Below are 18926 nucleotides of genomic sequence, written 5' to 3' on the forward strand. Positions count from 1 at the left end.
GCGCTATGGCGGCGCCGACGTACTGTCGTCGAGATTGGTTCTGTCATGAGGTGTCCACTTAACATAGGTGGACACGATCATCCCTATCTGCCCCGGCTGTCACAAGGTGAGTTCGCCAGGCGCTTACAGTTGTTCTTGAGTTTCAACGCCTTCAGCCACCACTTTTAAACCGAGTGCGTGCCCCATGGCAATAATGGCCCGCACTATGGCCACATCGTTTGAGTCACCTGGAATACCCTTCATGAAGGAATAATCAATCTTCATGCAATCAATGGGCAAGCGTTTCAAATAGGACAGAGATGAATATCCGGTGCCAAAGTCGTCCACGGCTAGCAAGACCCCCATCTTCTTCATTTGCCTCATCGCACCTTCGGCACCGTCTGGATCTTGAAGAAGTGCGCTTTCGGTCAATTCCAGTTCCAGCTGATCAGTAGGAAAAATTGCATTCTTCAATATTCTTTCAAGATCAGAGATCAATTCGGGACTATTGAATTGCCGAGCGCTTACATTCACCGAAACATGAACTCCTGGCCGAACATCTCCATGCAATCGATTTAAAAATTCGACTGCATGTTCAAGTACCCAAGTTCCAAGTGGCTGCATCGCATTGGTTTCTTCACACAGCGCAATAAACTGGCCAGGGCCAATCAGTCCAAAGACGGGATGATTCCATCTAACCAGAGCTTCTAATCCTATTACAGCCCCCGACTTTACGTCGGTCCTTGGCTGGTAGTACATAATTAATTCATTATTTTTGACCGCTTGGTGCAATGCCCGCTGCATATCCAATCTCTCGTCACTTTGGAATTTGTTAAATTCGCCCCGTGAGGCCAGATATCCAAGCGTCTCGCTTAGCCTACGGCTGATCATCAACATAAAGCCGACAGTCACTGCCACGATCGAAATTGATTGAACTGCAAAGTACGCAATCTGGGATAAGGAGGCGTTTTCGAGAAAGTGCGTTTTTTCCTCGCCAATAATGGTGGCGCCAAGGCGCGCGACGGATACGGCTCCCAACAATACAAAAACAACGAGCATGAAATTCTCGGTAATGCCTGTGTATCTCATTTTTAAAATGATCTGTGCACACGCAAAGCACAACAGAGCGATCGTGGCCATTGCCACTGCTACTCTTGCGCTATAGAAGCTGTCGATAAAACTGAACCAGGCCAACAGAAAAATTGCAACCAGGATCGCATACAACAGGTTTCGGTTTATTGGAGCACGGCCAGCAAACTGAAGGAGGCTGATATACATCTTCCAGAAAGCGAAGAAGAACGCAGCGTTGGCAAGTAATTGCGTAAGATTGGTAAATATGCCCGCGGGAAATATTCCTCTTGTGATGAACAAGGTGGCTGCGACTGTCATTAAGCCGCATGCCCATCCCCATTCCGAAACACCAGCTATTGATCGGGGGAAGTTTCGCCGGATGACGACGAAAAGAATTATAAAAGACAAAAGGCTCAGCAAGGCGGTGATAAAAAATAAGAACCGGGGATCGAACCTTTGCATGACCGCCTCCCTGCGTATCGACTACACTAGTATTGAATAATGAATAGCCATTGATGCCAACGTGGATGCAATATATGAATTTTAAAATGCGGACTTGTTTGGCTCGAAATTAAGAAAGGTTCTGGAAGAAGAATCCGCGAAAATCATTCCTTGACAAGGATAGTCTTGTTTTTCGTGACAATTTCTGCTGATACGCCGAAGCCGCTGTCGATGGCTACCCCTGGCTGCCCAGTTTTCGGGACAACGATCCAGCCGAGGTCTCGACAAATACTTTTGTGGTCAGGCAAAGGTCCTGGATTGATTCGGCGATTGAGCAACCAATCCCTGACTTGACTTTTGGTAGGCTGAATAATGCGATCCATGATGTTGTCCGTTTTGCCGCTGTGACTAATACATTCCTTCTCGGGACCGATCGTGCCGGGAAGATTGGATAAACAGATGCATCAGGCCGAAGGCAGGCCGCGAGTCATTGACTGACGCATCAATAGTAAAAAATTTCTAAATCGTCCAGCTAAACCTCTGCTTTTTTCGGCATGCGCACATCGTGAAAGCCGTAAGCATCGAGGCGCCGGTTCACCAGGGAACCCTCCGCCGACTGGCTCTACTATGGCGTCGTCCTTTTGCAGTTTGGCACCTTTCTTCAGCGCCCCGCCAAGCACGAACCTATCCTGAACGGCCCTGTGCGCCTCGATCGCGTGCCAGCTTCCAGGCTGCCCGGAAAGTCCATTCGCTGTAAAACTCAACCCGGCTGTCGTTCCGGAGAACTTCTGCTGTTCAACTAGCCTGCCCTTCTTGGTAATGCCCGATTGCCAAGAGCATTGTCGTAAGCCGCCACCGGATTGCCCTCCTGCAGAGAAGGGGTGTCCACGAAAGAACATCGGCACGCCGTGGTTCGCTCGACAGAGTGATTGACTCATGGTTTCTTTATTTGCATGACCCAGTTTTAAAACATAGTAGGCCAGCATGACGAGCAAGTCAAATATTTATCGACAAACGAGACATTTTGTTCCATTCTTTATCAATAGGTATGAGCAACCTGGTTGAAAGCTTCTCAGAGTTTGGCTTTTAACAACTTTGTGGCTTGTCTTTACATGATCTGAGCATTCGATAAATGAATGAAAAACATCGAACTATTTAATTTCCAAATCTATGAGCGCCGCCCTATTCTCGCTTCCATGCAAATCGAAGGTCAGGTCGCGAATGAAACCAGATGCTGTAGAGCCAATCCCTACCTTGACAAAAGGAGGCGACGCCTTTTCTCTCATGGCGGGCACGGCTAGAGCGCCCGCGGTCGCGCAGTCGGACGGCCGCACAACAAGCCTGGCATGGTTGTGCTTGATTGTCATGGTGGCATTGAACCTGCGGCCACTGTTGACTTCGCTAAGCCCCCTACTGCCTGATATACAGAGCTCGACTGGAATGACCTATCCAGCTGCTTCACTGCTGACGACACTCCCCGTGCTGATGATGGGTACCGTCGGCCTGGTGAGCAGGCAGTTGCAGGGCATTGTGCAAACACGCACCTGGATTGCCACAGGGTTAGGCGCGATCGGTGCAGCGTGCGCATACCGATTTTATGCAGATACTGTAGCCGGCCTCATCCTAAGCTCCTTAGTCGCAGGATTCGGCGTGGCGATTATCCAGGCGCTCATGCCAGGCATCATCAAGCACAATTACGGCAAGCGTACTTCTTCCGTCATAGGCATGTATTCCGCCGCTCTAATGGGCGGAGGCGGCTTGGGCGCGGTATTGTCACCATGGACCGCACAGCGCCTTGGAGACTGGCATGCCGGCCTTGCTGTCTGGGCTCTCCCTGCAGCCTGTGCGCTCCTATGGTGGCGCATCACGCGGATTCCGACACCTTTGCTCGGAGCACGTCAACTGGCGCATCCACGTTTCTATAAAACCCCACGTGCTTGGCTGCTGGCTATTCATTTCGGCTGGATCAACGGCGGCTACACCACCATGGTCGCCTGGCTCCCGGCGTTCTATGCAGAGCATCATTGGACAAGACAGCAAACTGGCACCCTGCTTGGCTTCATGACGGCAATGCAGGTTGTCGCCGCGCTTGTCCTGCCGTTCATGGCGAGGCGCAGCGTCGACCGCCGGCCATGGCTGATGTCGGGCTTGCTTGCACAATTCATTGGCTACACCGGCATGATTCTCAGCCCAGGCCATTTCGCCTGGCTTTGGGTTGCGACGCTCGGTTTTGGATTGGGAGGCACCTTTTCACTCTGCCTGATCCTGGCGCTGGACCACGTGAAGCAGGCCCAGCGTGCTGGGGAACTCGCAGCCTTCGTACAAGGCGCCGGCTTCATGATCGCGGCGCTTCCTCCGTTCGTGACAGCGCTGCTTCGCGACATGACCGGCAGCTTTCACGCCGCATGGAGCGTGTTGGCGGCCTCAGTCGCAATCCTTTCCATCATCACTCTTAAATTCGATCCGAAAACGCATCAACAAGCCATGGGCGGCGTGGAATGAAAAACATAAGCGGGACCACGACGTATACGACGCGATTGGAGCAATAAGGCCAGTCAACAAACCGTTATGTGCGGGCAACAAGCACCAGCATCTTCAACTAGACCACTCAAGGAGACAAACCATGCTGCATCATATTGCGACGGCGCTTAAACGCCGTCAGTATTTCAAACCCGCGGCTGCCATGCTCGCGATAGCCTTATGCGCCGGGCAAACCGCATTCGCAGCACAACCGACGAGCGGCGGCACTTTAACCATCGCCACCTTTCAGGCTCCGCGCCATTTGAATCCTGCCGTTCAATCCGGCAATTCGACCGGCGCTCCTGGAAGTCAGTTGTTTGCAAGCCTGTTGCGCGCCGATGGGAAATGGAACCTCCTGCCCTATCTTGCCGAAAGCTGGTCAATGTCGCCGGACGGGCTTTCGATGACCTTGAAACTGGTGAACAATGCAAGCTTTCACGACGGAAAGCCCATCACCTCCGCCGACGTCGCATTCTCCATAATGACGGTGAAGGAAAATCACCCGTTTCAGACTATGCTTGCCCCAGTGACGCGCGTCGAGACTCCGGATGTTTCCACCGTAATAATCCGTTTGAGCACGCCGCATCCAGCACTGCCGCTAGCACTGTCAACCCCGGCGCTTGTGCCGATCATTCCAAAGCATATTTATGGCGATGGCAAGGATGTCAAGTCGCATCCAGCCAATTCAGTCGGTGTGGTTGGGAGCGGTCCGTACAAGCTGGTCGAATTCAAGCCCGGCCAGCACGTCATCCTCGAGCGTTTCAATAAATTCTTCATCCCGGGCCGCCCCTATCTCGACCGTATTATTTACAGCAATAATCCGGATACGTCGAACGTGATGATTGCGGCTGAACGGGGCGACGTTCAGATGATCGGTTACTTGGAAAATGCGCGGGACATTCAGCGCCTTGCAAAGATGCCGCAAATGGCGGTGACTGCTGAGGGATATTCCGGCATCGGACCGTTGAGCTGGGTTGCATTCAACATGAAGCGCAAGCCGCTGTCTGAACGTCCGGTACGCCAGGCAATTTCATATGCAATCGACCGGAAATTTATTTCAAAATCACTCCAGGCTGGCTTGTCAATCCCGGCTACGGGACCGATCGTGCAGGGCACGCCGTTCTATTCGGCCGATGTCGCGAAGTACGATGTCGACCTGAAAAAATCGGAAGAGATGCTGGACGCCGCCGGCTACAAGCGCGATGCGAGCGGCAAGAGATTTACAGTAACGATTGACTACCCGCCTGGGGCAAACGAAAGCCAGAAAAACATTGCCGAATACCTGAAATCACAGTTGAAGAAAATTGGCGTCATTGTGGAAGTGCGTGCGTCGCCAGACCTTGCAACCTGGACCAACCGCATCGCCGCGCATGACTTCGACATGACGATGGATGCGGTATTCAATTGGGGCGACCCAGTGATCGGGGTGCATCGTACCTATCTGTCCTCCAATATCCGCAATATCATCTGGTCGAACACCCAATCCTATAGCAATCCGAAAGTCGACAGCTTACTGGCGCACGCTGCCAGCGAAATGGACCCGGTCAAGCGAAAGAGCGACTATGCGGAATTCCAAAAGATCGTCACCGAAGACGTGCCCGTGGCATGGATCAGCGTGATCCCATACCACACCGCATACAACAAGTCGCTTCGAAATCCGCCGACCACGATCTGGGGAATGCTGGCCCCTCTGGACGAGGTCTATCGGGACCAAGCCGCAAAATAAGGGCATTGCGCAGCTGCACTACGATGGACCGTCAGGCCGGCTGCTCCAAGCCGGTGAGCTATGGGGCGGTCCGTCGTACGCATCATTATCTTTCGTCCAATCAAGAGCGACCATGCAATCCATTAAATTTCTCTTACAGCGGCTAGCGGCTGCACTGATACTCGTGCTCGCGGTCATCGTACTCAATTTCCTGTTGATCCACTTTGCGCCTGGAGATCCAGTCGAAACGCTCGCAGGGGCGATGGGTGGCATGACCGAAGAACTGCGTACGCAACTGCGTCACGCATATGGCCTCGATCAAAGTCTGCTGCATCAACTCGGCGTTTATCTCAGCCACTTTGCCAGCGGTGACCTTGGTCACTCCTACTATTTCAACCTGCCTGTCACCGACCTAATTCTTCAGCGAGTGCCGGCAACATTGTTGCTGGTCATTACATCCCTGGTATTTTCACTCGTGGTCGGCACTTTGCTAGGCGTGCTGGCATCCCGCCGTCCGAATGGTTTACTGAGCCAAGCCATCAATGTCATTTCACTGGTCGGGTATGCCGCTCCGGTTTTCTGGACCGGCATCATTTTGGTGATCCTGTTTGCTTCCGTATTTCCAATTTTTCCGACTTCCGGAATGCAGGCCGCAGTTCAGGACGGCGGTGTCATGGCCCATGCGCTCGACGTCGCCCATCACCTTGTGTTGCCAGCGCTGACATTGGGAATCATTTATCTCGCCCAATTCAGCCGGATGGCGCGCGCCAGCATGCTGGACGTACTGGGTTCGGATTTCGTCCGCACCGCGCGTTCCAAGGGATTAAGTGAAACGACGGTGTTTTACAAGCATGCCCTGCGCAATGCGTTGCTGCCGATAATTACCATCACAGGCCTGCATTTCGGGAATCTGTTCGCGGGCGCAATTCTTGTTGAAACCGTATTCAATTGGCCCGGACTAGGCCGCCTCGCCTTTGAATCCATTCTTCGCCGCGACACGCCGACGATCCTTGGCATCCTGTTTCTGTCTGCCTGCATGGTCGTCCTTGCAAACCAGCTTACGGACGTGTGCTATCGCATCGCCGACCCACGCATCAAGAGGTAATCATGAATCAAGTTCAAACCCCCATGATAGACGCCGGCGGATCTGCTGCCGGGACCAAGGCTGCAGCCCCTCTCAAAGTGAAGGCGCCGCATCCAATAGTCGACTCCGCAAGGATGTTTTGCCGGAACTATTCGGCAATATGTGGCGTCATTTTTCTTGCACTAATACTCCTTATCGCCTTCCTTGGACCAGTGCTGTGTGATGCGGACCCGTTCTCGATTGTATCTGCTCCCCTCACACCGCCCACATTGGAAGAAGGATTGTGGATGGGCACCGATTATCTCGGACGCGATGTGCTAGTCGGCATTCTGTACGGCGGGCGTGCAACACTGGCCGTCGGCGCCACCGCTGCCTTGCTGAGCATATTCATCGGTATTTCACTTGGCGCCTACGCTGGCTACTACGGCGGCATGATTGATGAAGTGCTCATGCGGGTGACGGAATTTTTTCAGGTTCTTCCCGCGCTGCTGTTTGCGATGGTGTTTGTTACCCTGTTCTCTCCAACGCTTACTACGATTGCACTGGCGATTGGCGCGGTAAGCTGGCCAGGCGTGGCCCGACTGACGCGGGGCGAGTTCCTCAAGTTGAAGCAGATGGAGTTCGTCACCGCCGAACGGGCGATCGGTTCGAAAAACCAGCGGATCATTTGGTGCGTCATCCTGCCAAACGCGCTTGCCCCCCTCATTGTGTCTGCCACGATGAGCGTCGGTGTTGCCATCCTGTTCTCTGCCGGACTGGATTTCCTCGGCTTGGGCGATCCGAATTCCATGAGCTGGGGGCTGATGATTGGCGCCAGCCGCGACCATATCCTCGAAGCATGGTGGCCGGTAACCTTCCCGGGTGTTGCCATATTCGTCACTGTGCTGTCGGTAAGCCTTATCGGAGATGGGCTTAACGATGCCCTGAATCCCAAACTGAGGGAGCGCTAATGAACAACGAAAATGTGCTTGAGGTCTGCGGCCTCAAGGTTGAATTTTCCACCAAACGCGGCAAGGCGACTGTTCTCAATGACGTGAGCTTTACCCTCGCACAGGGGGAGATTCTTGGCATTGTTGGTGAGTCCGGGTGTGGCAAGAGCATCACCTCGCTTGCGATCATGGGGCTGATACCCTCGCCGCCAGGCCACGTTAGCAGCGGTCGAATCATGTTCAAAGGGGAAGACCTGACCAAGGCTACCTCACGTCGCATGCGCGAGCTGCGCGGCAACGAGATTTCGATGATCTTCCAGGAGCCCATGACATCTCTCAATCCGGTATTCACTATCGGTGATCAGATCAGCGAAACCTTGATACTTCATCTTGGCATCAGCGCTGCAGAGGCTCGCCTTCGTTCCATCGAGATGTTGCGCGCTGTCGGCATCCCCGGCGCCGAATACAGAGTCGACGAATACCCGCACCAGATATCCGGGGGCATGCGCCAACGCGTAATGATCGCAATGGCATTGGCCTGTCAGCCGAGCGTGTTGATCGCCGACGAACCGACGACTGCGCTGGACGTCACCGTGCAAGCGCAAATCTTTGATTTGTTGCGTAATCTAAAAGATAAGACCCGGACCGCCATCATGCTGATCACCCACGACATGGGGGTGATTGCCGAAATGACGGACCGTGTCGTGGTGATGTACGGCGGGCGAACTATTGAGTCCGGTTACACGCGCGATATCTTGTCGAATCCGCAGCATCCCTACACACGCGGCTTGATCGCCTGCATTCCGAAACTTGATCCCGACAGCCTCGACGCACGCAAGCCCCTGCCGGAGATCCCTGGAATGGTGCCATCGCTCTGGGAACTGAACCAGGGATGTCCCTTCGCGGCCCGATGCAGTTCGCGCGAGAGACGCTGCGACGACCACATGCCGCCCACGATAAACGTCGGCTCAAATCACCATGCAGCCTGCTGGCTGCATGCAAAAGAGGAGGTTGAAACATGACGCACAATGAGACATTGCTTGTTGTAAAAGATCTGAAGGTCCATTTTCGACGGCAAGGAAGCCTGTTTGCGAAGCCTTCCGTGGTGCATGCTGTAGATGGGGTGTCATTCAAGGTGCGGCGCGGCACGACGCTGGCCATCGTGGGAGAAAGCGGATCAGGCAAAACCACCACCGCGCTATCGATCATGCGGCTCGCGCCGATCACTTCCGGCTCGGTCGCAATGGCCAACCAGGAAATAACTCATCTGGAAGGCACGAATCTGCGCAGGGTGCGCCGGAACCTGCAAATTATTTTTCAGGACCCCTACTCTTCCCTCAATCCGCGTGTCCGGGTCGGTGCCGCAGTGCGCGCGCCGCTTGATCAGATGAACATAGGGTTACCCGCCGAGCGCGACGAACGGGTGGCGGCACTCTTCCGCAGCGTAGGCCTGCGCCCCGAGCAGCAGCATCTGTTTCCCCACCAATTCTCCGGTGGACAGCGTCAACGCATCAACATTGCCCGTGCACTGGCTTCAAAGCCTGACCTGGTCATCTGCGACGAGCCGGTATCCGCGCTTGATGTGGCGGTGCGGGCGCAGACCCTCAACCTGCTGCAAAAGCTTCAAAAAGAGATGGGCTTAACCTATCTCTTTATCTCGCATGACATGGCTGTCGTGGAACACATGTGCGACGAGATTGCCGTCATGTATATGGGACGCATTGTTGAAAGAGCGCCGAGGCATGCCTTCTTCGACCATCCGCTCCATCCCTACAGCTGGGCGCTGATGTCAGCCGTTCCCGCATTGGGCGGGTCGCGTACGCGCGTGGGTACGCGCATCCAGCTCAAAGGTGATCCGCCGAATCCAATTGACCCGCCCCCAGGCTGTCGATTTGCGCCGCGCTGCCCATTTGCCGTGTCGCGCTGCAGGGAGCGCGCCCCGGAGTTGCGCGCCGTCGGCCCGCTAGGCAGGGAGGTCGCCTGCCATCTCATCGACGACACCGGCGCAACGCCACATCCACGTCTTTACCTGTAGTTCGCTTCCTTGTCTACCTTACTGACTTCAAAATGGCAAACACAACAATTTTTTCAGCAAAAAAAATCCTGACCATGAATCCCCGCCAGCCGGTGGCGACTCATGTGGCAGTGCGGGAGGGGCGCATCCTTGGTGTGGGCACTCTCGATGATCTGAAGGGCTGGGGCGAGTATCACCTCGACAACCGGTTCGATCAAAAGGTCTTGATGCCCGGCATGGTGGAAGGCCACAGTCATATCCAGGAAGGCGGCATCTGGAATTTTGCCTATATCGGTTTTTATGATCGCCGCGGCCCGGACGGCCGTCTGTGGAAAGGCTTAAAGTCATTCGACGCGGTTGCCGAAAGGCTCTGCGCAGCCGAACAGGAACTGCACGATCCTCAGCAGGCTCTTCTCGCCTGGGGCTTCGATCCAATTTTTATTGAAGGACCGCGCCTGTCGGCCGCCGACCTCGACCGCGTATCGCCGTCACGCCCAATCGCCGTGCTGCATACCAGCGGCATTGTGATGACGGTCAACAGTTCGATGCTGAAAGCCGCGGGGATCAGCGCAGCGTCTGCTGTTGATGGCATAGCCCGCGATGCCGAAGGTAACCCTACCGGCGAACTGCAAACCTTTGCAGCCATGTTCATGGTATTCAGAATCATCGGCAACGCATTCTTCGCCGCTGCGCACGAAAAGGCTGGAATCTGGAACTTCGGTCGTGTTGCTCAGCTTGCGGGCGTTACTACTGCGGCAGATCTTCTCACCGAGATAACGCCTTTGAATCTCGCCAACTTGACGGCGGTTACGTCTGACCAGGACTTCCCGATCCGGATTGTGCCAGCCGTGGGCGCACGATACCAATCTCCGGAAGAAGGTGTCGCGCTGATCAAAAAACTCGAAAAAATGAATACGGACAAGCTCCGGTTCGGAGCAGTCAAAGTTGCGGTCGATGGCTCGATCCAGGGATTTACTGCGCGCCTTCGATGGCCGGGCTACTTCAATGGCAAGCCTAACGGGCTATGGATGGTCGCACCGCAACAATTGACGCAAATTCTATCGGTCTACCACAAGGCCGGTGTACAAGCGCACATTCATACCAATGGTGATGAAGCTACTGATGTGACATTGGATTCGCTTGACAAGATACTGACAGAGCACCCGTGGCGGGACCATCGCCATACTTTGCAGCATTGCCAAATGGCGGATGCCTTCCAGTTTCAACGCATGGCGCGGCTCGGCGTATGTGCCAATCTGTTCATCAACCATGTGTATTACTGGGGTGACGCGCATTACTCGACTACGATCGGGCCAGACCGCGCGAGACGAATGGATGCTGCAGGTACCGCGCAATCTAGCGGTGTCCATTACGCTTTGCATTCCGATGCACCCATTTCGCCTATCGGGCCCCTCTTCAGCGCCTGGTGTGCAATCAATCGCAAGACCGCATCCGGGCGTGTGCTCGGCGAAGCGGAACGGATTTCCATATCCGATGCCTTGCATGCCGTAACGCTTGGCGCGGCCTACACTCTCAAGCTGGAACATGAGATTGGCAGCATCGAAGTAGGCAAGAGAGCGGACTTCGCAGTGCTAGAGCAGGATCCGACTTTGGTGCCCCCGGATGACCTGAGGGATATACCCGTGTGGGGAACGGTGTTAGGCGGCACTGTGTTTGCCGCCCCTCAGCTATGAATTCCCCACAAGCGGCTATTCCGCTGACCATCGTCAGCGGTTTCCTCGGCGCGGGTAAAACGACGCTGCTAAATCACGTGCTATCTTGCCAATCCGGGCGCCGGGTCGCCGTTATCGTCAATGATTTCGGCAGCATTAACATTGACAAGGAACTGATCGTCGCGCAAGACGGGGAGACGATCAGCTTGGCCAATGGATGCATGTGCTGCACTATCGGCGACAGCTTGATGGCTACCCTCCTCGATCTTCTACAGCGGCCCGACCAGCCCGAACATCTGATCATCGAGGCGAGCGGCGTATCTGATCCATGGAACATTGCACAGATCGGCATGTCGAGTGACGCATTTAAGCTCGATAGCATCATCACCCTCGCAGATGCAGAATTGGTGCGTGAGCAGAGCACGGACAAGTACGTGGGTGATACGGTGCTTCGTCAACTCTGTGCCGCCGATGTGATCGTACTGAATAAAATGGATCTGGCGGGCACGGACGGACGAGCCCAGTTGCATGCCTGGCTTGCGACCACAGCGCCGGATGCCAACGTCGTGGACAGCATCAATGGAATTGTGGACCCAGCCATATTGCTCGGCATCGGGGGCGCACACATGCTGTCAGCTGACATAGTCCCTGCCGACCTGCATCCAACACATCGCCATGCCAGTCTTTATCGATCATGGTCACTCTGCACTGACGAACCGTTCCATCTGAAGGAACTCGAGGCGGTCATTGCTTCGCTGCCCAGAGCAATCATTCGCGCAAAGGGGATTTTATACACGGTTGAAAATCCATCCCGGAAAACCGTGTTCCAGCTTGTCGGCAAGCGCTGGTCCCTTAGCGACGGGCCATCCTGGGGATCCGCTGCGCCTGCGTCCCAGCTGGTCTTTATCTCACAGCAACGCTGCCAGGAAGAAGTGGTAGTCGACCAGTTTCTCTCCGCGCTTGCGCTACGGGCGGGCGCAGCCGACTGACCGCTCAACTTTTGAAAATCTGAAAAACATGAAAATCAAGGTCATTAATCCGAATACGACTCACAGCATGACCCGAAAGATTGGGGAGTGCGCGCGCCGCGCTGCGGCTCCGGGGACTGAGATTTCAGCAGTGTCCCCCATGATGGGTCCGGCATCAATCGAAAGCCATTATGACGAAGCTCTGAGCGTCCCTGGAGTGTTGGAAGAGATCCGACGCGGAGAGGCGGAACGTGTCGATGGCTATGTAATCGCATGCTTCGGCGACCCTGGACTCTTCGCGGCGCGCGAAGCGGCACGTGGCCCGGTGATCGGTATCGCAGAAGCCGCCATGCATGTCGCCAGCATGATCGGGAACGGATTTGGCATCGTCACGACACTGGAGCGCACCTGCGGGATCGCATGGGATTTGAGCGACCGATATGGCATGCGGCGCTTCTGCCGCGCCATTCGAAGCTGCGAACTGAATGTACTTGACCTGGAAGATACCGGATCGACTGCCTATCAAGTAATTCTCGCTGAATGCCGCCGAGCGATGAACGAAGATAAAATCGACAGCATCGTGCTTGGCTGCGCCGGAATGGCCGACTTATGCAGCAGTATTGAAAATGATCTCGGCATCACGGTCATCGATGGCGTGTCGGCCGCAATAAAGCTTGTCGAGAGCCTTGTCCAGCTCGGTCTGAAAACCAGCAAGCGCGGTGAATGGGCTGCGCCTCTCCCAAAGGCCTACTCTGGACTGATGAAGGACTTCGCCGTTTCTTAACGCCGATATGCAAGCCGGCCCGGCCGGCTTGCATTTTCACTGCCACCGGGCAGTCCACAGCCTGGTTCCAAATGATGATGCCAGACGTGATGGCGCCGCATTCAAGGGCTGTCCACTGCTGCATGGAACGGTGACTGCAGCCCGGGCCAGTTCCCGCCCAACCGGCTTCGGTTGGGGAAAACGCGCTGCTGGGCATGCTGCTCGCGCCGGACTGGGCTAGCTCGCTATCGAGCGCACCCATGCCGCATGTCGATCAAAATTTATGCCGGATACCGACATTGAACAGGTTGCCTGAGGTTCCGGACGGCGCGGTCTGATCGATGTTATAGCGTGCCGCTGTCTCATTGGTGGTGCGGGCGTAAGACGTGTACAGGTTTGTCCGCTTCGACAGCGGGTGCACGTAACCTATCGCTAGCTGCGTGGCGTTGCCGTCAGCAATTCGTCTATCGTTCTTGCGGATGTATGAGGCGATGACGGTCCCGCTTCCGGCGAGCACTGATACTCCCAACATGGCATCACGCGTGTCCTGCACCGTGTCGCCTGCCTGTGTATTCCCTTTGTTGACGGCAAACGCGGCATGGAGCTTTGCCAGCCCGAAGTTGTAAGTTGTCGCAAGCAAGGTGGTGCTTGTAGAGCCGCCCATGACTGCGGGGTTGCTCGCATTGTGATAGGTGACTACGGCAAGCAAAGGCCCCGACGCATACTGTCCCGAGAACCCGGTCTGGCGCGCCGAAGTGGAGTTTGCCGATAACTCTCTGATGCCATAGGCGAACTGCGCAGACAACCCGTTGAATGAGGGAGTAGCATAATTGATCGTATTGTTCATCCGGAAGCCACCCGCCGAAAAGATCCTTGACTGATCGCCTGCCAGTCCGGTTTCAAATGGATCGATGGTAAATAGCGTCGCAAATAACGGCGTGTTCTGACGGCCGAGCTTGACGGTCCCGAAATTGCCGCTTAGGCCGACCCACGCCTGGCGACCGAACAGCAGACCGCCTTGCCCAAGCGACCCGCTGTCGCCGTTGAATCCATTCTCCAAGGTGAAGATTGCGGCAAGACCGCCGCCAAGGGGTTCCACACCCTTAAACCCCAGCCGGCTTCCAGATTGGATGCCGCTATCCATCCGGGTGGACGAGCCGGCGGCGGCCCCATTTTTTTCGTGAGAGATGCCAATGTCGTTTATTCCATAAATCGTCATGCTAGACTGTGCAAGCGCAGGGAAGCTGGCCGCGCTTAAGATAGCAGTAAATGCAAGCATTTTTTTCATAGTGTTGTCTCCGGCTGGAAGGGTGAAACCCTTTCTTGGTTGGCTGATCTAGCAGCGAATGCGTAACCACTTGACGTGTGCAAGAATCATCACAAAGCACAGTGGTCCCGTACTATCTGAGTGTTTCGATACCCAGGACCGTTCGTCCAAATTGGTGATGACGAGAATAGGTTGATCACGAATACTTGTGAAATTAAATGCGAAGATTGATTCGATTCATCCTATGAATGTCTCGCCTTATCATGCGCAACCTTGACCTTGACTTATTGAGAACATTTATCTGTGTGGCCGAAAGCGGCGGCTTTACCCGTGCGGCTGAGCGCTTGCATCGCACGCAATCTACAGTTAGCCAGCAGATTCAGCGGCTGGAAGAAAGTACGGGATCAATCCTGCTAGACAGGAGCAACAGGATCGTTGTGCTGACTGAGGAGGGGGAGCGTTTGCTTGGCTATGCGCGACGCATCCTGAAGCTCAATGACGAGGCCTGCGATGTCCTTGCTAATAACTTGCGTGAGGGCGTGATCCGGCTCGGCGTGCCAGAAGATTTCGCCGCTGACGTGCTGACCCATGTGCTGGCTGATTTCTCACGGAACAGGCCGCATGTTCGGCTGGACGTCACATCAGACCTCAGCGCGCGCCTGCAGCACGCTTATGAACTGCAGGAATTGGACATCATTCTTGTGAAGCAAAAGGTTGGAAGCAAAAAGTGCGTTGCTTCGTGGCCGGAGCGTCTTTGCTGGATAGACAGCCAAAAATTTCCTGCACTGGAGCGGGATCCCGTTCCGCTGGTCGTATTCCCGCTTCATGGACTATATCGGGATGAAATGATGTCAAGGCTAAGCTCTTGTGGGCGCCGATGGCGCATCAGCTATTGCAGCACGAGCTTGGCGAGCATTCAGTCAGCAGTGGCAAACGGATTAGGCATTAGCGTGTTGCCAGCCCGTGCGGTAAAGGAAACGCACCGACTTCTCGGGCCGGAAACGGGCCTTGTTGCCATTAATACGATCGAGTTGGCGTTACATTGTCGTGAGGATGCCCGCACCACGGTAAAGCAGTTATCCGATTGCTTATATACCTTATGCCAGACGCTGCAGGACGGTTGTGACGTTGGATGGCTTTGACTTCCTCAACAAACGTTAGCTGCGATTGTGAGAGGAGTCGATGACCCGTCCCCGGGCATCGTCAGTGCTGTCGGCCACGATAGGGACGGCTAGCATGGCTGGCAAGAAGGCATCGGCAGCTGGCGGATCAGGCCGCTGTTCGGGCGTCAAATGGCTGTTATGGATCTCGGGCGGTGCCTGTGGTCCTCCTGCACCTGGCCGGTTGCGGCAATATCCAGGCGCCTTCCGAGGTGCATAACATCCACCAGGCGGGACACTCATGGTGGAATTAATGACTGCCCTTAATCAGCTACCGCCAACATGCCTGAGATCTTGATCCAGGAAGATTGGACGGACAAAGGTGACCATTATCCCGGCTCCGAGCCTGGTTTGTGATGAATGCATCGCTCTTTAATCTGATGAAACGTAGCCAAATATACAATTAAAGTGACAAATGTTCATTTCCTGATTGTTATATGAATGGTTTGACAGGACTGTCAGAAGTACCACTCGGCCCGCAAAGATAATATTAAATTCACTTTACGGAATATTTTGTTCCGAAATAAGAAAATTGCGACAAAATTGGCGCTCCTAGTGTATTATAAAAACCGAGACGCACTGTACCGATTTCCGTATAAGACGGATATTTGTCTCATGCAACCTTTCGTTTGTTCACTTCGCGGCCCTCCAATATGAACATACCTTATCTTTCATCGACCATTGCAATCTGGCGTCCGCAATCTGTAAGACGAAACTGGCCAGGGATCGCAGTGGCGACGACCATCGCGCTGTCCGCCACTTTCATATCAAACAGTTACGGCGGGCCGCAATTGCTCTATGCCTTGTTTTTTGGCCTTGCATTTCACTTCCTGGCGAAAGACCCGACCGCTCAGCCCGGCATTGAGTTCTGTTCAAAAGTCTTGCTGCGGACAGGGGTTGCGCTACTGGGCGTACGCATTACGTTTGGACAGATCGCTTCTATCGGTATCGCACCGCTCGCTACCGTCATCTGCGCGCTTATCACAACACTTTGTTTTGGATATCTGCTGGCGCGGTGGCTCAAGCGCCCTGTCACCGAAGGACTGTTATCGGGCGGCTCGGTGGCAATCTGCGGCGCATCGGCTGCACTCGCTATTTCAGCGGTGCTTCCCCAAACCAAAGAGAATGAAAAATTTACTCTGCTAACGGTGGTTGGCGTGACAACGCTGTCGACACTGGCAATGATCGTCTATCCACTGGTGGTCAATCTACTTGGCCTCGACATGACCGAAGCGGGAGTATTCATTGGCGGCACTATCCATGACGTTGCTCAGGTCGTCGGCGCCGGTTACCTGATCTCCAACCACACCGGGGATGTCGCCACGTTCGTCAAGCTCACGCGGGTTGCCTGTCTCGTACCCGTTGTATTGATCGTTGCCATACTCTTTAAAAACAGGAATGGCAAAACGGAAGTTGGCGCGCCTCCACTGGTTCCGTTCTTCCTGATCGGCTTCGTCTGGCTGGTGACGGCCAACAGCGTCGGGGTCATTCCACACCAGGCGACCAGCTTGATCAACGATGCCTCCCGTGCATGCCTGGTCACTGCCATTGCCGCCCTTGGTGTAAAGACGTCCTTTCAATCACTAGCGTCGCTGGGATGGCGTCCAGTGTTCATGCTGGCGATGGAGACCGTCTGGATCGCAATGTTTGTCGCTTGCTCACTGCTGTTGAGCCGCTGAGTTTAGCAACCCTGTGAGGAACTTCCATGAAAGTCATCGTTCTCGGCTCGGGCATCATCGGTACGGCGTCTGCCTGGTTCCTGATGAAAGGCGGACACGATGTGACTGTATTGGACCGTCAACCGGGGCCGGCGATGGAAACCAGCTATGCAAACGGCGGCCAGATCTCGGTATCGCATGCTGAACCATGGGCAAATCCCGCAACAATCCTGAAGGTGCTGAAATGGGCGGGACGGGAGGATGCCCCGCTTCTGCTGCGCTTGCGGTGGGACCTGCAACAGTGGAGCTGGTGCTTGCGATTTTTGCGAGAATGCATGCCGGGGCGCGTCGCTGAAAACATTCGACAAATCGTGTCGATCGCCGAATATAGCCGCCAAACCCTGCAAGCAGTTCGAAGTGAAACAGGAATCGCTTATGATGCCCAGCAGCGCGGCATCCTGCACTTCTATACGGATGAACAAGAGTTTCGCAAATCGCAGCATGCTGCTGCGCTAATGCGCGAACTGGGATGTCCGCGGAATTCACTTGACGCGGATGGCGTGATTCGCGTGGAGCCGGCGCTGGCACATCTTCGGAAAAAAATCGTCGGTGGCGATTTCACGTCGACGGATGAATCCGGCGACGTCCATCGATTCACTACTGCGCTGGCAGCGAGGGCCGCTGCGGCGGGCGTGGACTTCCGATTCAACACGATGGTCACTCGTCTTGTAACTGAAAGCGATGGCGCGGATGCAAGGGCCGGCGGCGTGGAGATTATCGACCCCCGGGGACGGCATGAGATTCTGCGCGCAGATGCTTACGTCGTGGCGGCCGGGAGCTTTTCCGCGCCGCTGCTCAAGCCGCTCGGCATTCATCTGCACATTTATCCCGGCAAGGGTTATTCGGCGACCTATCGGATCACTGATCCGCATGCCACGCCAACCGTGTCGCTCACTGACGATGGCTTCAAGCTGGTATTTTCACGACTGGGCGACCGGCTGCGCGTGGCTGGCACCTGTGAACTCAATGGCTATACGAGGGAATTGAACGACGCCCGATGCCAGGCAATCACGCGCCGCGTAAGCGAACTCTTCCCCAATGCCTGCGATTACGATACGCCTGCATACTGGTCGGGCCTGCGTCCGCTCACGCCCTCAAATGTCCCTTATATCGGCAAAACCCGGTTCAGCAACATCTTCGTTAATACCGGACATGGGACGCTGGGCTGGACTATGGGTTGCGGATCCGGACGAGCGATTGCCGATATCGTCAGCGGCCGCGAGCCCGAGGTCGATTTCGCTTTCACAGGGATGCCTCGTGGCCGCCCAAGACCGGGGATGCAGACGAGCACAGCATAGATGACTTAATACTATTAGCGCCGGCACACCGGGAACGGTCTGCCGGCAACGCTAGGGGTCCTGGCATATCTGATGTTTTTTAATCAGGCAACTGCCGGGTGAGAAATACCCTTAAACCTGATCTGGATAATGCCAGCGAAGGGAAGCAATTGGAATGCGCGCCATCTTTCCCTTGCTCCTTCGCTTCTTAGTTTTCGCCAAGGAGCCATATGAACGCCAATCCGCACTTTCTCGCCGCCACCGCCCAGGTGGACGAAGCCGCAGTCCAGCCGCTGCCCAATTCCCGCAAGGTCTATGTCGAAGGCTCGCGCCCGGACATCCGCGTGCCGATGCGCG

At 55.0% G+C, this 18926-nt stretch carries 17 protein-coding genes and 1 riboswitch; of the genes, 13 read left to right on the plus strand and 4 right to left on the minus strand.

Going from position 1 to position 18926, the window contains the following annotated elements; all coding sequences use genetic code 11:
- Window positions 1-123 precede the first annotated feature (123 nt).
- The 3 genes from IGW04_RS23885 to IGW04_RS23895 form a co-directional block, all read right to left on the minus strand.
- Window positions 124-1512 carry a putative bifunctional diguanylate cyclase/phosphodiesterase gene (locus IGW04_RS23885; protein WP_194715606.1) on the minus strand — a complete coding sequence of 463 codons (1389 nt, stop codon included), beginning with the start codon at window positions 1510-1512 and terminating at the stop codon, window positions 124-126.
- Between the two features lie 143 nt (window positions 1513-1655).
- Window positions 1656-1874 (minus strand): hypothetical protein, encoded by a 219-nt coding sequence (locus IGW04_RS23890; protein ID WP_194715607.1) that lies wholly within the window; start codon window positions 1872-1874, stop codon window positions 1656-1658.
- Window positions 1875-1955: 81 nt separating this feature from the next.
- The gene (locus IGW04_RS23895; protein ID WP_194715608.1) at window positions 1956-2477 is read right to left on the minus strand and encodes a hypothetical protein; all 522 of its coding nucleotides are present in this window, start codon (window positions 2475-2477) and stop codon (window positions 1956-1958) included.
- Between the two features lie 298 nt (window positions 2478-2775).
- On the opposite strand from IGW04_RS23895, the gene IGW04_RS23900 reads away from it, so the two are divergent.
- The 9 genes from IGW04_RS23900 (at window position 2776) to IGW04_RS23940 (ending at window position 13168) form a co-directional block, all read left to right on the plus strand.
- A complete protein-coding gene (locus tag IGW04_RS23900; RefSeq protein WP_194715609.1) occupies window positions 2776-3993 on the plus strand; it encodes a cyanate transporter in 1218 nt (405 codons plus the stop codon).
- A 121-nt stretch (window positions 3994-4114) separates the two neighbouring features.
- Window positions 4115-5737 carry an ABC transporter substrate-binding protein gene (locus tag IGW04_RS23905; RefSeq protein WP_228527358.1) on the plus strand — a complete coding sequence of 541 codons (1623 nt, stop codon included), beginning with the start codon at window positions 4115-4117 and terminating at the stop codon, window positions 5735-5737.
- Window positions 5738-5849: 112 nt separating this feature from the next.
- Window positions 5850-6821, plus strand: a complete 972-nt coding sequence (locus IGW04_RS23910) for an ABC transporter permease (protein ID WP_194715610.1) — start codon at window positions 5850-5852, stop codon at window positions 6819-6821.
- Window positions 6822-6823: 2 nt separating this feature from the next.
- A complete protein-coding gene (locus IGW04_RS23915) occupies window positions 6824-7750 on the plus strand; it encodes an ABC transporter permease (RefSeq protein WP_194715611.1) in 927 nt (308 codons plus the stop codon).
- Complete coding sequence (locus IGW04_RS23920; protein ID WP_194715612.1) at window positions 7750-8751, plus strand: ABC transporter ATP-binding protein; 1002 nt, start codon at window positions 7750-7752, stop codon at window positions 8749-8751. Before IGW04_RS23915 ends, IGW04_RS23920 begins: the two co-directional genes overlap by 1 nt.
- Complete coding sequence (locus IGW04_RS23925) at window positions 8748-9764, plus strand: ABC transporter ATP-binding protein (protein ID WP_194715613.1); 1017 nt, start codon at window positions 8748-8750, stop codon at window positions 9762-9764. The genes IGW04_RS23920 and IGW04_RS23925 overlap by 4 nt, the downstream gene beginning before the upstream one ends.
- A gap of 32 nt (window positions 9765-9796) precedes the next feature.
- Window positions 9797-11437, plus strand: coding sequence for an amidohydrolase (locus IGW04_RS23930; RefSeq protein WP_194715614.1), 1641 nt, complete (start codon window positions 9797-9799; stop codon window positions 11435-11437).
- Window positions 11434-12405: a CobW family GTP-binding protein gene (locus IGW04_RS23935; protein ID WP_194715615.1), complete on the plus strand. Its 972-nt coding sequence runs from the start codon at window positions 11434-11436 to the stop codon at window positions 12403-12405. The genes IGW04_RS23930 and IGW04_RS23935 overlap by 4 nt, the downstream gene beginning before the upstream one ends.
- A gap of 28 nt (window positions 12406-12433) precedes the next feature.
- Window positions 12434-13168: an aspartate/glutamate racemase family protein gene (locus IGW04_RS23940; protein ID WP_323744901.1), complete on the plus strand. Its 735-nt coding sequence runs from the start codon at window positions 12434-12436 to the stop codon at window positions 13166-13168.
- Window positions 13169-13421: 253 nt separating this feature from the next.
- On the opposite strand, the gene IGW04_RS23945 is transcribed toward IGW04_RS23940, so the two are convergent.
- Window positions 13422-14435 carry a porin gene (locus tag IGW04_RS23945; RefSeq protein WP_194715616.1) on the minus strand — a complete coding sequence of 338 codons (1014 nt, stop codon included), beginning with the start codon at window positions 14433-14435 and terminating at the stop codon, window positions 13422-13424.
- Window positions 14436-14677: 242 nt separating this feature from the next.
- On the opposite strand from IGW04_RS23945, the gene IGW04_RS23950 reads away from it, so the two are divergent.
- The 4 genes from IGW04_RS23950 to IGW04_RS23965 all read left to right on the plus strand — a co-directional run.
- A complete protein-coding gene (locus IGW04_RS23950) occupies window positions 14678-15556 on the plus strand; it encodes a LysR substrate-binding domain-containing protein (protein ID WP_194715617.1) in 879 nt (292 codons plus the stop codon).
- A gap of 671 nt (window positions 15557-16227) precedes the next feature.
- The gene (locus IGW04_RS23955) at window positions 16228-17253 is read left to right on the plus strand and encodes a YeiH family protein (RefSeq protein WP_194715618.1); all 1026 of its coding nucleotides are present in this window, start codon (window positions 16228-16230) and stop codon (window positions 17251-17253) included.
- 26 nt (window positions 17254-17279) lie between these two features.
- Window positions 17280-18590 (plus strand): D-amino acid dehydrogenase, encoded by a 1311-nt coding sequence (locus IGW04_RS23960; RefSeq protein ID WP_194715619.1) that lies wholly within the window; start codon window positions 17280-17282, stop codon window positions 18588-18590.
- Window positions 18591-18633: 43 nt separating this feature from the next.
- Window positions 18634-18751, plus strand: a riboswitch (TPP riboswitch).
- Between the two features lie 48 nt (window positions 18752-18799).
- Window positions 18800-18926: hypothetical protein (locus tag IGW04_RS23965; protein WP_194715620.1), on the plus strand; the 127-nt coding region annotated here is incomplete at its 3' end.

Origin of the sequence: Noviherbaspirillum soli (assembly GCF_015352955.1) — a bacterium.
Lineage (GTDB): Bacteria > Pseudomonadota > Gammaproteobacteria > Burkholderiales > Burkholderiaceae_D > Noviherbaspirillum_A > Noviherbaspirillum_A soli.

Excerpts from the sequence above, each read along its gene's own strand:
- IGW04_RS23915 (WP_194715611.1), top strand. The coding sequence starts at position 6,824 with ATGAATCAAGTTCAAACCCCCATGATAGACGCCGGCGGATCTGCTGCC.
- IGW04_RS23955 (WP_194715618.1), top strand. The coding sequence starts at position 16,228 with ATGAACATACCTTATCTTTCATCGACCATTGCAATCTGGCGTCCGCAA.
- IGW04_RS23930 (WP_194715614.1), top strand. The coding sequence starts at position 9,797 with ATGGCAAACACAACAATTTTTTCAGCAAAAAAAATCCTGACCATGAAT.
- IGW04_RS23910 (WP_194715610.1), top strand. The coding sequence starts at position 5,850 with ATGCAATCCATTAAATTTCTCTTACAGCGGCTAGCGGCTGCACTGATA.
- IGW04_RS23890 (WP_194715607.1), bottom strand. The coding sequence starts at position 1,874 with ATGGATCGCATTATTCAGCCTACCAAAAGTCAAGTCAGGGATTGGTTG.
- IGW04_RS23925 (WP_194715613.1), top strand. The coding sequence starts at position 8,748 with ATGACGCACAATGAGACATTGCTTGTTGTAAAAGATCTGAAGGTCCAT.
- IGW04_RS23960 (WP_194715619.1), top strand. The coding sequence starts at position 17,280 with ATGAAAGTCATCGTTCTCGGCTCGGGCATCATCGGTACGGCGTCTGCC.
- IGW04_RS23900 (WP_194715609.1), top strand. The coding sequence starts at position 2,776 with ATGGCGGGCACGGCTAGAGCGCCCGCGGTCGCGCAGTCGGACGGCCGC.
- IGW04_RS23920 (WP_194715612.1), top strand. The coding sequence starts at position 7,750 with ATGAACAACGAAAATGTGCTTGAGGTCTGCGGCCTCAAGGTTGAATTT.
- IGW04_RS23935 (WP_194715615.1), top strand. The coding sequence starts at position 11,434 with ATGAATTCCCCACAAGCGGCTATTCCGCTGACCATCGTCAGCGGTTTC.
- IGW04_RS23950 (WP_194715617.1), top strand. The coding sequence starts at position 14,678 with ATGCGCAACCTTGACCTTGACTTATTGAGAACATTTATCTGTGTGGCC.
- IGW04_RS23905 (WP_228527358.1), top strand. The coding sequence starts at position 4,115 with ATGCTGCATCATATTGCGACGGCGCTTAAACGCCGTCAGTATTTCAAA.
- IGW04_RS23895 (WP_194715608.1), bottom strand. The coding sequence starts at position 2,477 with ATGCTGGCCTACTATGTTTTAAAACTGGGTCATGCAAATAAAGAAACC.
- IGW04_RS23885 (WP_194715606.1), bottom strand. The coding sequence starts at position 1,512 with ATGCAAAGGTTCGATCCCCGGTTCTTATTTTTTATCACCGCCTTGCTG.
- IGW04_RS23945 (WP_194715616.1), bottom strand. The coding sequence starts at position 14,435 with ATGAAAAAAATGCTTGCATTTACTGCTATCTTAAGCGCGGCCAGCTTC.
- IGW04_RS23940 (WP_323744901.1), top strand. The coding sequence starts at position 12,434 with ATGAAAATCAAGGTCATTAATCCGAATACGACTCACAGCATGACCCGA.